The sequence below is a fragment of the Arthrobacter sp. AG1021 genome, assembly GCF_003633665.1.
Lineage (GTDB): Bacteria > Actinomycetota > Actinomycetes > Actinomycetales > Micrococcaceae > Glutamicibacter > Glutamicibacter soli.
Map to the genome: position 1 here is coordinate 193,264 of NZ_RBLB01000007.1, position 14,074 is coordinate 207,337.

Annotated in this window: 11 protein-coding genes; 1 reads left to right on the plus strand and 10 read right to left on the minus strand. The window is 61.4% G+C overall.

Going from position 1 to position 14,074, the window contains the following annotated elements; genetic code table 11:
• Positions 1-441: 441 nt before the first annotated feature.
• The 7 genes from DFO58_RS06365 to pdhA form a co-directional block, all read right to left on the minus strand.
• Positions 442-2,085 (minus strand): ABC transporter ATP-binding protein, encoded by a 1,644-nt coding sequence (locus tag DFO58_RS06365; protein ID WP_113606679.1) that lies wholly within the window; start codon positions 2,083-2,085, stop codon positions 442-444.
• 3 nt (positions 2,086-2,088) lie between these two features.
• Complete coding sequence (locus tag DFO58_RS06370; protein ID WP_082124092.1) at positions 2,089-3,099, minus strand: ABC transporter permease; 1,011 nt, start codon at positions 3,097-3,099, stop codon at positions 2,089-2,091.
• The gene (locus DFO58_RS06375; RefSeq protein ID WP_047121048.1) at positions 3,092-4,018 is read right to left on the minus strand and encodes an ABC transporter permease; all 927 of its coding nucleotides are present in this window, start codon (positions 4,016-4,018) and stop codon (positions 3,092-3,094) included. Before DFO58_RS06375 ends, DFO58_RS06370 begins: the two co-directional genes overlap by 8 nt.
• A gap of 190 nt (positions 4,019-4,208) precedes the next feature.
• Positions 4,209-5,855, minus strand: a complete 1,647-nt coding sequence (locus tag DFO58_RS06380) for an ABC transporter substrate-binding protein (protein WP_047121047.1) — start codon at positions 5,853-5,855, stop codon at positions 4,209-4,211.
• A gap of 196 nt (positions 5,856-6,051) precedes the next feature.
• Positions 6,052-7,386, minus strand: a complete 1,335-nt coding sequence (locus DFO58_RS06385) for a dihydrolipoamide acetyltransferase family protein (protein WP_053797624.1) — start codon at positions 7,384-7,386, stop codon at positions 6,052-6,054.
• Positions 7,386-8,387, minus strand: coding sequence for an alpha-ketoacid dehydrogenase subunit beta (locus tag DFO58_RS06390; RefSeq protein WP_113606681.1), 1,002 nt, complete (start codon positions 8,385-8,387; stop codon positions 7,386-7,388). The genes DFO58_RS06385 and DFO58_RS06390 overlap by 1 nt, the downstream gene beginning before the upstream one ends.
• Positions 8,387-9,505 (minus strand): pyruvate dehydrogenase (acetyl-transferring) E1 component subunit alpha, encoded by a 1,119-nt coding sequence (gene pdhA, locus DFO58_RS06395; RefSeq protein WP_120989743.1) that lies wholly within the window; start codon positions 9,503-9,505, stop codon positions 8,387-8,389. Before pdhA ends, DFO58_RS06390 begins: the two co-directional genes overlap by 1 nt.
• A 150-nt stretch (positions 9,506-9,655) precedes the next feature.
• On the opposite strand from pdhA, the gene DFO58_RS06400 reads away from it, so the two are divergent.
• Positions 9,656-10,138 (plus strand): Lrp/AsnC family transcriptional regulator, encoded by a 483-nt coding sequence (locus tag DFO58_RS06400; RefSeq protein ID WP_053799345.1) that lies wholly within the window; start codon positions 9,656-9,658, stop codon positions 10,136-10,138.
• 87 nt (positions 10,139-10,225) lie between these two features.
• Here DFO58_RS06400 and DFO58_RS06405 read toward each other — a convergent pair whose 3' ends face one another.
• The 3 genes from DFO58_RS06405 to DFO58_RS06415 are packed head-to-tail and all read right to left on the minus strand — an operon-like array spanning position 10,226 to position 13,320.
• Complete coding sequence (locus tag DFO58_RS06405; RefSeq protein WP_113606683.1) at positions 10,226-11,509, minus strand: glycosyltransferase family 2 protein; 1,284 nt, start codon at positions 11,507-11,509, stop codon at positions 10,226-10,228.
• Positions 11,506-12,402 (minus strand): ATP-grasp domain-containing protein, encoded by an 897-nt coding sequence (locus DFO58_RS06410; RefSeq protein WP_120989745.1) that lies wholly within the window; start codon positions 12,400-12,402, stop codon positions 11,506-11,508. Before DFO58_RS06410 ends, DFO58_RS06405 begins: the two co-directional genes overlap by 4 nt.
• Positions 12,403-13,320, minus strand: a complete 918-nt coding sequence (locus DFO58_RS06415) for a PIG-L deacetylase family protein (protein WP_120989747.1) — start codon at positions 13,318-13,320, stop codon at positions 12,403-12,405.
• Between the last annotated feature and the right edge of the window lie 754 nt (positions 13,321-14,074).

Sequence of the window (14,074 nt, forward strand, 5' to 3'; positions counted from 1 at the left end):
TTCGATTGATACGAGTTCTGAAACTTCCGAATCAGTGTGGATCAAGTCACACCCGATCCAATGAGCAATAGACTAACGGGAATTTCCGGTCTTGGATATAGAAAGACTCGCTTCAGATAGTCACGGGAAGGCCACGAAAAGTTAATGCAGGATTTCGCATGTTACCGGCGAGTTAATGCGAGTTGCCTCACATCCGCAAGATTTCAAGGGTTTCTTTCAGATTGGGAAAAATCAACCAGATGCATAGCTGAGTCCAAGTCTTGCCCTGGAGTCGTTTATAACAGTTTGGTAACGCCGGATGATTCCCGTAATAATCTCAAGCAAATCTTGAATATCGATGTCCTCGCACGTCATCAAGACAGGCAGGCATGTCATCAAAACTGAAAAGAACGCCGCAACCGGTATCGGTTGCGGCGTTCTTTTCGGCGTGCTCAGCGTCGGCTAGATCAGGGTTGCCCCCGGGATGGCTGCCAGCAGATTACGGGTGTAATCGCTCTTCGGCGCGTCGAAAATATCGTCGACAGAACCCTGCTCGACGATCTTTCCACGTTCCATCACGCAGACGTTGTCCGCGATCTGGCGCACGACCGCAAGGTCGTGGGTAATGAACAGGTAGGTCAGCCCCATGTCGCGCTGCAGCTCATCAAGGAGCTCCAGCACCTGGGCCTGGACCAGGACGTCCAGCGCGGAAACCGCCTCGTCGCAGACGATCATTTCCGGCTGCAGGGCCAGTGCACGCGCAATCGCGATGCGCTGTCGCTGGCCGCCGGAGAGCTCGTTCGGGAAGCGGTGCATGGTTGCCGCAGGCATGGAGACCTGGTCAAGCAGCTCCTTGACCTTCTTCTGGCGCGAGGCCGAGTTGCCGATGCCGTGGATGCGCAGCGGCTCCTCGATCGTGCGGTAGATCGAGTACATCGGATCCAGGGAGCCGTACGGATCCTGGAAGATCGGCTGGACGCGGCGGCGGTACTTGAACAGCTGCTTCTCGCTCAGGTTGCCGATCTGCTGGCCGTCGAAGGTGATCTCGCCGCTGGTCGAATCCAGCAGGTTCAGCACCATCTGCGCAATGGTCGACTTGCCGGAGCCCGATTCGCCCACAACTGCAGTCGTGGTGCCCTTCGGAATCTCGAAGGAGACGTTGTCCACCGCGGTGAACTTTTCCTTCTTGCCGAAACCCTTGCGGATGTCGAAGACCTTGGTCAGGTTGCTGACGGACAGCAGCGGCTCGGCCTTGGCCGGGGAGGTCTCCTCGACAATGGCCTCATGCTTGTCGCCGCGTGCAGCGGAGAGCGATGGAGCCGAGTTGATCAGGCGCTGGGTGTACGGGTGCTTCGGGTTGCGCAGGATCTCCAGCGCCGGCCCGTACTCGACCACGCGGCCCTTGTACATCACGACGACCTTCTCGGCACGCTCTGCGGCCAGGCCCAGGTCGTGGGTGATCAGCAGCACGGCGGTGCCCAGCTCGCTCGTCATGGTATCCAAGTGATCCAGGATCTGCTGCTGCACCGTCACGTCCAGCGCACTGGTCGGCTCGTCGGCAATCAGCAGGCGAGGACGGCAGGCGAGGCCGATGGCGATCAGCGCGCGCTGGCGCATGCCGCCGGAGAACTCGTGCGGGTACTGGTTGGCGCGGGCCTCCGGGTTGGGCAGGCCTGCGTCGGCCAGCACCTGGGCCACACGCTTCTTGGGATTGTCCCCCGCCAAGCCGTTGGCCTTCAGGGTTTCCTTGACCTGGAATCCGATCTTCCATACCGGGTTGAGGTTCGACATCGGGTCCTGCGGAACCATGCCGATGTGGTTGCCGCGCAGCTCAACGAATCGCTTTTCGCTGGCGTTGGCAATATCTTCGCCATCGAACAGGATCTGTCCTGCGGACACACGGCCGTTGCCGGCCAGCAGGCCGATGGCGGCCAGTGCCGACGTCGACTTGCCGGATCCGGACTCGCCCACGATGGCCACGGTTTCGCCGGGCATCACGGTGAAGTTGGCGTCGCGCACCGCGTGCACCGGTCCGTCAGGAGTGGAGAAGGTGATCGCCAGATCCTTGACTTCAAGCAGCGGCTTGGGAGTTGCGTTCTCGCTCACGGGCTAGGCTCCCTTCCGGGCCTTGGGATCCAGTGCGTCGCGCACTGCATCGCCGAGCATGATGAAGCTCAAGACAGTTACTGAAAGGAACAGTGCTGGCCACATCAGCATCATCGGATTGCTGCGAAGCTGGGTCTGGGCGGTGGCAATGTCGTTGCCCCAGCTCATGATATCCGGCGGCAAGCCAACGCCCAGGAAGGACAAGGTTGCCTCGGCAACGATGTATACACCGAGATTCACGGTCGCAACCACGATGATCGGGGCGATCGAGTTCGGCAGCACGTGCTTGACCAACGACTTGAACTTGGACAGGCCCAGCGAGCGCGAAGCCTTGACGAAGTCCGCATTGCGCGCCTCGATGACGGCACCGCGGGTGATGCGGGCCAGCTGCGGCCAGCCGAAGATGGCCAACGTGATGATCACCGTCCAGACGCTCTTGTTGTCTCGGAAGGCAGGCAGCTGCATGACGATGATTGCACCGAGGATCAGCGGCAGGGCGAAGAAAATGTCGCCCAAGCGAGCCAGGATGGTGTCGATCCAGCCTCCGTAGAAGCCTGCCAGCGCACCGATGGTGCCGCCAACGATAATTACGATCAAGGTCGTGAAGATGCCGACTAGGAGGGAAGCACGCGTGCCGTAGATGACGCGGGAGTAGATGTCGCAACCTTGGAGGTTGAAGCCCATGATGTGGCCTTCACGCCCCGGCTCGTTCGAATTTTCCAGCGCGCAATACGTGGGGTCTTGCGACGTGAACCACTGAGGGAACGCGGCAACGATGATGACAGCGAGAATCAGGATTGCGGAAATGATGAACAAAGGCTGCTTGCGCAGCGAGCGCCAGGCCTCGGCCCACATGGACAGCGGCTTGCCCGTCTCCTTGACGGAGTCGACTGCCTGCAGAGGTGTCTCGTCCAACGGAGCCACATAGTGCTCGATCTTGTACTTGGAGACCTTGCCAGCTCGGCGGTTGACGGGCAGGCCGGCCTCGGAATTGAAGTTCTGGTTCTCAGGCATAACGGATCCTAGGGTCAAGCAGGGCGTACAGCATATCCACGATCAAGTTGGCGATCACGAACACGATCACCAGGACACCGACCACGGCGACGACGGTGGGCGTCTCGCCCTTGAGGATCGCTCGGTACAAAAGGTTTCCGACACCGGGGACGTTGAAGATACCCTCGGTCACAATGGCGCCGCCCATGAGCGATCCGAGGTCGGCACCAAGGAAGGTCACCACGGGAATCAGCGAGTTGCGCAGGACGTGGACACGCACCACACGGTTGCGGCTCAATCCCTTGGCCGTAGCGGTACGCACATAGTCCGCGCTCTTGTTCTCGATCACGGAGGTACGGGTCAAGCGGATCACGTAGGCCAGCGAAACCAAGCCCAGAACCATGGCGGGGAGAATCAGCTCGCTCCACGTGCCGGCACCGGAGACAGTGGGTTTGGCCCATTCAAGCTTCACACCGATCACGAACTGCAGCACGAAGCCGAGCACGAAGGTCGGAACCGCGATGACGATCAGCGATGCAACCAGAATGGTCGAATCAAAGAACTTGCCCTTGCGCATACCGGCGATCACGCCGAAGATGATGCCGAAAACGCCTTCGATCAACAATGCCAGGATCGCCAAACGGGCGGTCACTGGGAAAGCCCGTCCAAGCAGGTCGGCCACAGGCTGGCCAGAGAAGGACATGCCGAGATCGAAGGTCACCAGATTCTTCAGGTAGAGCCCGTACTGGATCCAGAATGGCTGGTCAAGATTGTATTGTGCGCGAAGCGCTGCTTCGGTCGCAGGCGTCATCGGCTTGCCACCGGATAGTGCCGCGATCGGGTCACCCGGGGTCGCAAAAACCAGGAAGTACACCAGCAACGTAGCTCCGATGAATACCGGAATCAGCTGCGCAATGCGCTTGAGGGTAAAACTTAACATGCTTGCATCTCACCTCGAGACACCAGAGGGCGCTTGGCCATTATTTTCCTCTTTCCGTCGGAGATTATCCGACGTTACTTTTTTGCGAGGCAGGACAGACACGCCAAAGGGAGACCCTAGTTGTTGCGGGTCTCCCTTGACGTTGTTCCCAGCTATTCGAGCCTTTGATCAGGCTAAACGCTGAACGTAATTACTTGCCGGCGATCTCGTTGTACAGCGGGACACCGTTCCAGCCGAATTCGACGTTGGAGACGTTTTCGCTCCAGCCGCCCTGAACAGCCTGGTACCACAGCGGGATGGCGGGAAGGTCCTTCATCAGGATTTCCTGGGCCTGGTTGAAGATCTCGGCACCTGCAGCAGGATCGGTCGCTGCCAAGCCTTCCTTCAGCTTGGCGTCGAACTCCTTGTTCGAGTAGTCGCCATCGTTGGAGCCTGCGCCGGTGCCGTAGAGGGCGCCGAGGAAGTTGTACAGCGATGGGTAGTCGGCCTGCCAGCCGGTACGGAAGCCGCCGGTCATCTTGCGCTCGGTGACCTGCTCACGCAGTTCCTTGAAGGAGCTGTATGGTTTGGCCACGGCGTTGATGCCCAGGTTGTTCTTCAGCTGGTTGACAACAGCCTCGACGTATTCCTTGTTGCCGGCGCCGTCAACGTTGTAGCCGATGGACAATTCTGCATCTGCATCCCACTTCGAAATGGCATCTGCGTCGGCCCAGGCTTTCTTGGCGGCCTCGGCGTTGAAAGTCAGCACTTCACTGCCTGGAATGCTGTCGGAGTAGCCGTCGATTACCGGTGCGGTGAAGTCCTTGGCGATGACCTTGCCGCCCTGGTACACCTTGTCGATGACCAGCTGGCGGTCGATAGCCTGCGAGATAGCGGCACGGCGCAGGTTGCCCTCTTCGCCCTGCTTGAAGTGATCCAGGTAGCCCGGGATGGTGATGGTCGCGTTGCCTGCGTAAGGCGAGTTGACCGAACGGTCACCCAAGTCACTCTGGTACGACGCCAGCTGGCTTGGCGGAACCTGATCCAGGACATCCAAGTTGCCGGAAATGAGATCCTGGTATGCCGAGTCAGTCGACTGGTATACCTTGAAGTCGATTCCGCCGTTCTGGGCCTTGCGTGGACCGTCGTACTTCTCGTTGACTTCCAGCTTCAGGTTGACGTCGTGGTTCCACTCGGCCAGCGTGTATGGACCGTTGCCGACCGGCTTTTCGCCGAAGGCCTTGGGATCCTCGAACGCTGCTTCAGGAAGCGGGAAGAAAGCGGTGTAGCCAAGTCGCAGCGGGAAGTCGGACTCAGGCTGCGAGAGCTCTACGGTGAAGGTGGTGTCATCCACGACCTTCAGGCCCTCCATGGTGTCCTTCTTGGCGTTCTCTGCGCTAACTTCCTTGTAGCCCTTGATGGACTCGAAGAAGTAGGAGTTCAGCTGGGCGTTCTTTGCAGCGGCGCCGAAGTTCCAGGCGTCCACGAACGAAGCAGCGGTCACTGGCGAGCCATCGGAGAAAGTCTGGCCGGACTTGATCTTGATGGTGTAGTTCTGGGAGTCGGTGGTTTCGATCGACTCGGCCAGCTCATTCTGGGTCTTGCCATCGGCGGTGTAGCTCACCAGGCCGGTGAAGATCAGATCCATGACGCGGCCGCCACCAACTTCGTTGGTGTTGGCCGGCAGCAGGCCGTTCTGCGGTTCGGTGGTGTTTGCCGAAACGACGTATGAAGTGTCGCCTGCCTGGGCGTCGCCGTTACCCTCAGGGGTTTCAGACGAGCCGCCGCCACATGCCGACAGGGTCAATGCCAGGGCCGCGGACAGAGCTACGGCCTTCGATGCGTGCGAGATTCGCATCCTTCTTCTCCTCAACAGTTCGTTGCTGCTTCCGCAATTCGCGGAGCCGTGCGGTATAGCGTGAGCTATAGCACTTAGTGAATGAGATTACATCAAAGATTGCGAAACAACCAATGAATAATCGTGAAAGTAGTGCTTGATAATCTTTTAGTCACTCAAACTTATAATATGATTACAAGTCAAAGACTAGACGTAATCAAAGAAAAAAGTTCATCATTCCGGGATCCTCAAGGACCGCACCGATACCGGCAAGTAACTCGCTGGCTTCCTTGCCATCCACGACCCGGTGGTCGAACGACAAGGCCAGCGTTGAAGTATGCCGTAGTGCTACTTCTCCTCGGTACTCCCAAGGCCTAGGCTTGACTTGGCCTAAGGCGAGAATCCCTGTCTGCCCCGGAGGCAGAATAGGTGTACCGGCATCGACGCCGAACACCCCAACGTTAGTGATTGAAAAAGTACCGCCGGTCAGCTGGGACGCCGTCAGGCTGCCGGCCCGCGCATGGTCGATCAGCTCGGTCAATTCAGCGGCCAACAATGTTAGTGGCTTATTCTGCGCCTGTTTGAGCACGGGGACAAGCAGTCCGCGGTCGCTCGCGACCGCCATACCGAGATTCACGTCCGCGAATTGGATAATTTCATCGTTCTCGCCGTCCCAGCGCGCATTGACGCTGGGGAAGTTCAGCAGCAGGCGTGAAACCACCAGTGCCGTCAGCGACGTGATGTTCAGTTTCAGGTCCCTGAATTCGCGGCGGGCGCGGAGCTTGTCGATCAGTTCCAACGACTTCGTGACATCAACCGTCAAGAACTCGGTGGCATGCGGCGCCGTGAATGCCGACTGCACCATGGCATTCGCGGTGGCCCGTCGCATGGCGCTGATCTTCACCCGCCTCTGCCCATCCACGACAGCCGGCTCGCCCGCAACAGGCCGCGGTTCTGCAGCGGGTGCCGCGGGAGAACTGACCAGAGCTTCAATATCCCGGCGCAGCACCAGGCCATCGGGCCCGCTGCCTCTCACCTCGGCGATGTCGATGCCGTGGTCTCGGGCAAGCTTGCGGACCGGGGGCGTGCTGCGTGCCACGGTGGCTCGCGCCGCTTCGGGCACCGCGGCAGCACTTGCAGCAGCACCGTCGGCGGCAACGGTCTTGCCGCGGCCGCGGCGAGCCGGACGCTTGCCGCTGGCCGCCGGAGCGCCGTAGCCCACCAGCGTCGGAGTCCGCTCGGCGGCGCCCTCCTTCTCCCCCGGGGCTTCAGCTCCTGGCTGTGCACCGCCCTTGCCGTCCAGGTCCACAGGCTTGTCGTCGAAGGTCACCAAGGGGCCTCCCACGGGAACCACCTGGCCCTCGTCGGCATGCAGCTTCTGCACGATGCCAGCGAAGGGCGAGGGAAGCTCAACCACTGCCTTGGCGGTTTCCACTTCGGCAATGATCTGGTTCAGGCTGACGTGCTCGCCGACCTTGATTTTCCAGTTCAGCACCTCGGACTCGGTCAGCCCTTCGCCGAGATCCGGCAGCTTGAAGGTTTGGGCGGTCATCACTTGGCAGCTCCTTCGGTTGCCTCGTGGTGGCGCATCACGGTGTCGACCGCATGCATCACCCTGTCGAGATCAGGCAGGTGGTGGCTTTCAAGCCGGGATGGCGGGTAGGGGACGTCGAAGCCCGTGACCCGTAGCGGGGCGTGCTCCAGGTAGTCGAAGCAGCTCTCGGTGATCTGGGCGCAGATCTCGGCTCCCATCCCGCTGGTGCGGCTGGCCTCGTGCACCACCACGAGCTTGCCAGTGCGCTTCACCGATTCGGCAACGGTATCGATATCCAGCGGGTCCAGGCTGCGCAGGTCGATGACTTCCAGGCCGACGCCCTCGTCTTCCGCCGCCTGCGCCGCGTCCATGAGCGTGTAGGTGGTCGGGCCGTATCCCACGACAGTGACGTCGTCGCCTTCGCGCAGCACCTTGGCCTTCGGCGAGGAGTCGCTCTCCGGCGTAGCCAACTCGACCTCAGCCTTTTCGTGGTAGCGGCGCTTGGGCTCGAAATAGATCACCGGATCATCGCTGGCGATGGCCTGACGCAGCATTGTGTAGGCGTCCTGCACGCTGGACGGCGCGAAAACACGCAGCCCGGCGGTGTGGGCGAAGTAGGCTTCCGGGGATTCGCTGTGGTGCTCGGGCGAACCGATGCCGCCGCCGTAGGGAATGCGCACTGTCACGGGCATCTTCACCCGGCCGCGCGAGCGGTAGTGCAGCTTGGCCAGCTGGGAGACCAGCTGGTCGAAAGCGGGATAGGTGAACCCGTCGAATTGGATCTCCACCACCGGCCGGTAGCCGCGGTAGGCCAAGCCGATGGCGGCGCCCACGATCCCGGATTCGGCCAGCGGGGTGTCGACGACCCGGTGCTCGCCGAAGTCCTTCTTCAGGCCATCGGTGACGCGGAATACCCCGCCGAGGGTTCCGATGTCCTCGCCGAGCAGGACCACTTTCTCGTCCTCGGTCAGCGCATCGCGCAGCGACTGGTTCAGCGCCTTGAGCATGGTGGTGGCCATCAGTGCCCCTCCCCCTCGAACTCCGACAGGTAGCTGAGGTAGCCCTCGCGTGCCCGGGTGCTGGGCTCGTGCGCCTCGGAATAGACATTGTCGAACAGCTCGCCCACCACGGGATCAGGCATCGCGGTGATGGCGGCGCGCAGCTGCGCGGCCAGGTCGTCGGCGGCGTTCTGCGCGCGCTGCTCATAGGACTGGACATCGGCGCCGATCACGTGCAGGTACTTGACCAGCCGGTCAATCGGGTCCTTGGCCTTCCACTTCTGAAGCTCTTCATCCTTGCGGTAGCGCGTCGGATCATCGGCGGTGGTGTGCGAACCCATGCGGTAGGTGACGGCTTCGATGAATGTCGGGCCCAGCCCGTTGCGGCAGTGCGCCAAAGCGGCCTGGGTCGCGGCGTAGACGGCCAGGATGTCGTTGCCGTCAACACGCCAGGTCTTCAATCCGAAGCCGTGGGCCCGGTCGGCGATCTGGGTGCGGCTCTGCAGCGCCACCGGCTCGGAAATGGCCCACTGGTTGTTCTGGCAGAAGAACAGCACCGGCGCCTGGTAGCTGGCGGCGAAGACCATGGCCTCGCTGACGTCGCCCTGGCTGGTGGCGCCGTCGCCGAAGTAGGTGATGGCCACGTCGTCGGTTCCGTCGAACTTGATGCCCATGCCGTAGCCGGCGGCATGCAGGGTCTGCGCACCGATCACGATCTGCTGGCAGGCAATGTTGACCTCGTTGGGGTCCCACCCGCTGGACTGCGCCCCGCGCCAGACGCTGAGGAGGTCCTCGGCCTTAACACCCCGGGCCCAGGCCACGCCGTGCTCGCGGTAGGAAGGGAAGATGAAATCGGAATCGCGGGCGGCGCGCACCGAACCAATCTGCGCAGCCTCCTGGCCGAGCAGCGGGGCCCACAGGCCCAGTTCGCCCTGGCGCTGCAAGGCGGTCGCCTCGTGATCCAGCCGCCGCAGGACAACCATGTCCCGCAGAAAATCCGCCAAGTCCGACTCGGTCAACTTGGCAACGTAATGGTCTAGTTCTCGGTCCGGGACCCGTTCCCCGGCGACGTTCAGCAGCTGGTGCGTAGGTATGCACTCCGCGGCTACATCGATGTGCTTGGTGGACACGATCAGCATCCTTACTCTCGCGTAGTCGGTGCCCGAGGCAGTTTCACACTTCAGGCTTAATGTGATGCTACTCACGCAAAGCAGATTGCACAATGGCCAGATTCGAATTCGGGCAAAACGCACTGTCCGCCCTCCGGTATCGGTGCTAACGTGCTCATTATGCAGCTACTTGACCAAACGGACCGCCGCATCCTGCTTGCCCTGTCCACCGCCGCCAAGCGGACTGCCTCAGCCGTGGCAACCACCTTGGGCCTGGGCCGAAATACCGTGCAGACCCGCATCACCCGATTGGAGAACGAGGTCCTCGATTCGCTCGACCGGCGCATCCCCGCGAAGTCGCTGGGTTACGGGCTGCTCTCATTCGTCGAGCTTCATGTGGACCAACGCCATTTGGAGGACATCGCGGCCAAGCTGGAACAGATCCCGGAAGTGCTCGAGGCGCACGGACTGACCGGCTCGGCGGACATCCTGGTCCGGGTCGCCGCCAAGGACGCCGAAGAACTTTTCCGGGTCCACGGCCAGCTGCTGCATATCGAAGGGGTCAACCGGGCCGATTCGGCGCTGTCGATGGCGGAGCTGGTCCCCTACCGCACCACGCGGTTGCTGGAGCATTCGCTGGCAGACGGGCCTGCGCGCAAGTAACCTGCATGAGCAACGGCCCAAAGCCTCCCTGCGGCGCGGGCGCAATCGCGCGGGCGCAGCAGGGAGGCGTCATAAAGGTCCGGAGGGCTACCTGCCGACCGACACGACGCCGGAGCGATCGAGTTTGTTCCAGTTCGCAGGCTTGTTGGTGATCTCCTTGAACAGTGCGCTGAGCATCGTCAGCCCGATCAAGACTGAGTAGATCGGCCAAAGCGGAATCGTCCACAGGTGGCGCAGATCCGCCGCCGCGCGATTCAGCGCGATGGCGTAGATGGCCAGTGCAATCGAGACAAGAATGCCGAGCCATGCGAGGAAAGCCCACACGCCATCGCCAATCGGGTTGCTTCCCAGCAGGAACATCACCGGGATCGACAAGAGAACCAGGAGCTGGATCACCGGCATGGCGACCATGTTGAAGGTGTTGAAGACGAGGAAAAATCCGAAGGCTCCGAAACGCGGATTGCCGTGCATGGACTTGTGGATCTTGATGGTTTGCAGCAGTCCGCGCGCCCACCGTACGCGCTGCTTCCACAACCCGCGCAGGGTTGACGGAGATTCCGCGTAGACCAGGGCCCGCGGCGCGAAGTTCACCTGGTATCCGGCCTTGTGGATGCGCCACGTCAGTTCGAGGTCCTCGCCGATAATCCGCTCATCCAAATTGCCGGCCACATTCAAGGCGGAGCGCAGGAACGCACCGGAATTGCCGGACACGATGGGCAGGCAGCCGATGAGCGCCAAGGCGCGGCGCACGACGCCGGTACCCAGGTGCGAGATGACGGTGAGCAGGCGGGTCTGCACGGTATTCAGGTTGACCGGGCGGTCGTCCCCGCACACCGCGCCGATGCTGGGGTGGTTGAACCCCTTGAGCATCTCGTTGATGGTCTCCTCGCCAAACACGCCGTCGGCATCGACGAAGAGCACCACCTCGCCGTCGCTGGCCGCGAACCCGCGATTGAGCGCTGCGCCCTTTCCCGCATTTGGCTGGGAGATACTGGAGACCCGGTGGTCCTTCGCCGCCCATTCATCCATGATCCTGGCGGTGCCGTCAGTCGACCCGTCGTCAACGAGGATCACCTCGAAATCCTCGTAATTGCTGCGCAGAATTGACTCCACGCAGTTGGAGATGACCACTTCCTCGTTGTACCCGGGCACCACGATGCTCACGCGCGGACGGGATTCGAAGACCAGCTGCTTGTTGTTCTTGGCGCGGCGGCGCTCGCGAGCGACAAACGCTAGCGACATGGGAATGAAGCAGAGCTTGACCAAACCCATTCCGAGGATCAGCCCGCCGCCGACCATGAACAGCCCCACGACCACCATGCCGATGGGCGTCGTGATCCCGTCAAAGAAACCATTCAGGAATTCGGTCATGGCCTGCCCCCGACGGCTGCTAGTGCGCGGGACGATGCGCGCAGCACGGTGGACAGCAGCTCGGGAGCCTGCCGGGAGTTCGCCCCGAAGCGGGCGTTGATTTCCAGCACCACCGGCTGGCCGTTGGCGAGGCGGCGGATGTCGAGGTCGGCCTGGTATTCCAGGCCCACCGCGCGCACCGCGGCCAGTGCGATCCGCTGCACGTCCACGGCTTCATCAGCTGCCACGCGCTCGGTCGACACCGCGTTGCCCACAACTCCCTGCTTGAGCTCGGTCTTGCGCACGACCACTGCCAGGTCGTTCTCGCCGTTGCCGTTGAAGACCATCGGCGCGAATTCTTCCCCGCTGGCGAATTCCTGCAGGACCCATGAATCATCCAGCGCGGAGAAATCCAGATCGCTGTGGTTCCCCACCACGCCGACTCCGCGGCCGCCCCGGGCGACTCGCGGCTTGACGATCAGTGGACGGCCGAGCGCCTCGAAGGCCGCATCCAGGTTCTCGAAGCTGCTTGGAAGCGCCGAGCGCGGGACCGGCACCCCGGCCGCTGCCAGGACCTGCATGGTCAGCCACTTGTCGTGGGCGGTGGATACGGCTTCCGGCGATCCGATCATGACGGTGCATCCAGCCAGCTCGGCGCCGGCAGCCGCCGCCACGGCGGGAAGCTCGTCGCTGACCGTGGGAATCAGCACGTCGATATGGTGCTCGCGGATGATCTCGGCCAAGCGGCCGATCATCGACGGGTCGCTGGCCGCCGGGACCTTCTCGATGGCCGCGTAGTACTCATTGGCAGTGCTGTCCATGTCGGCGCCGATGACGGTGAAATCGCTTGAGGCAAGCTGCGCCCCGAGGGCTCGGCCGGCAGGTCCGTTCGCTCCGGTAATCAGGATTCGCATTTAGAACACTCCAATCGCGGAACCGAGCAGGCGCACTGGCTCGAATCCCTCGGCATACTTCGTTTTGGCCTGGTTGCCGCGGAAAGCGGCAATACCCTTGAGATTCTCTTCGGTCATGTAGGGCTTGCCCTTCTGGTCGGCGTGCTGAGCCACCGCATGGACCTTGACGCCGATGTAGTCGGCTACGTCGATGAACACGGCAGGATTGAACTTCCTGGTGACCGACGGGCTCTCAAAGCACAGGATCGACGAATGCCGGCGGGCCGCACGGAGGGTGGCGAAATGCACAGCATGGTGGTCCTGGTGCTGGTCGTGCTCGGAATGCGTGAAAATCAGGTCGGGATTCAGGACCGTCACCCGTTCTTCAATGGCCTGGACCATCTCGTTCGTTGAATCGGACAGCTTGGTATCCGGAAGGCTGTGAGTGACCACGCTCTTGGCTCCCATGAAACGGGCTCCGCGCATCGCCTCGTTTTCGCGAACGGCTTCGTCACCTCCGACCGCGCCATTGCTCATCACCAGCACGTGAACTTCGTGTCCCGTATCGGCCAGCTTGGCCAGGGTGGCACCGCAGGCAATTTCGAGGTCGTCGGGATGGGCGCCGATCGCCAAGACAACCCGCTGCCGCGATTGCGGAACGACGGGCACGATCTGGTTGGTGATCGCGAAGATCGCCATGCCGAAGGCGAAGACCAGGGTGACCTGGATTGCCATTTCGCGCAAAGGCTCCGACTGCCATGGGCCGCTGGCCACGAGCAGGTTGACCATGGCCAGGACTATGGATCCCACGACCAGTACCGCGATGAGTTGCGAACCGCGGCGGAAACGCCGCTTGAGATGCTTGCGCTGGCTTGGAAGCGCGAAGACGAGTGCTGCCGAAAGGCACAAGGCAGCAGAAATTACAGATGACCATGGCATAAGCCGATTTCCCCCAAAAAGTCGGCGCACCAATTAACCAGAAAAGCAGTTAGCTGCTTGCCCGGAAATCACAAACAATGACTTAAGACTTCACGATCCCCATCGCAAAGACTCTTGCTCATGAAAAGGTACGCGTATTGATAATTCCCCTAGATCAATACTTGGTGCAGTTCTCGACATTTACGTCGCAACTTGCAAATTCAAGGTACCTGATTCGTGCATCCAGGCAAAACTTCTTCCACGATTTCGCGCATCCCACTCGAAATCCACGAACTTTCAAGGCTCCACCCCACTCGCTCGAACTGCGGCTTCACGTGCAGTTGGGCGAACGTAGATGCTGCCTTCCGCGCCGTAATTCCGGCCTTCAATCCCTGGCCGCGGCCATGAAATCACCGCTGGCGCAGAAGTTCCGAGCTAGCAGGAAAGTCATTAATCCGCGTCTCCAAGTACCCAAAAATTTCGTTCGGAACGTTGAAAATCCTCGCGTAACAATGTGTCTTTTTCGCAATCAGCGACCCCTCCACGCGCTTGCGTCCATGGATTTCCCCGTCCGGAAAGTCGCGTCACCGGGTCTGCCGAGCACCTGACTGCCGGGTCGCCCGACTGTCCCAGGCCAGCGCTTGGCAAGGCCGGCAGGAACACCCAATCCGCCGTATCCGAGGTGGCTGCTCCGCCCTCAGGCAGGTCGATGCATGACACCGCGCAGCGGCGCGCCACAGCATGGCGGCTCAGAAATGCGGACGGGACCAGCCTG

Coding starts and splice junctions, on each gene's coding strand:
- DFO58_RS06380 (WP_047121047.1), bottom strand. CDS start 5,855: ATGCGAATCTCGCACGCATCGAAGGCCGTAGCTCTGTCCGCGGCCCTG.
- DFO58_RS06385 (WP_053797624.1), bottom strand. CDS start 7,386: ATGACCGCCCAAACCTTCAAGCTGCCGGATCTCGGCGAAGGGCTGACC.
- pdhA (WP_120989743.1), bottom strand. CDS start 9,505: ATGCTGATCGTGTCCACCAAGCACATCGATGTAGCCGCGGAGTGCATA.
- DFO58_RS06415 (WP_120989747.1), bottom strand. CDS start 13,320: ATGCCATGGTCATCTGTAATTTCTGCTGCCTTGTGCCTTTCGGCAGCA.
- DFO58_RS06410 (WP_120989745.1), bottom strand. CDS start 12,402: ATGCGAATCCTGATTACCGGAGCGAACGGACCTGCCGGCCGAGCCCTC.
- DFO58_RS06405 (WP_113606683.1), bottom strand. CDS start 11,509: ATGACCGAATTCCTGAATGGTTTCTTTGACGGGATCACGACGCCCATC.
- DFO58_RS06400 (WP_053799345.1), top strand. CDS start 9,656: ATGCAGCTACTTGACCAAACGGACCGCCGCATCCTGCTTGCCCTGTCC.
- DFO58_RS06390 (WP_113606681.1), bottom strand. CDS start 8,387: ATGGCCACCACCATGCTCAAGGCGCTGAACCAGTCGCTGCGCGATGCG.
- DFO58_RS06375 (WP_047121048.1), bottom strand. CDS start 4,018: ATGTTAAGTTTTACCCTCAAGCGCATTGCGCAGCTGATTCCGGTATTC.
- DFO58_RS06370 (WP_082124092.1), bottom strand. CDS start 3,099: ATGCCTGAGAACCAGAACTTCAATTCCGAGGCCGGCCTGCCCGTCAAC.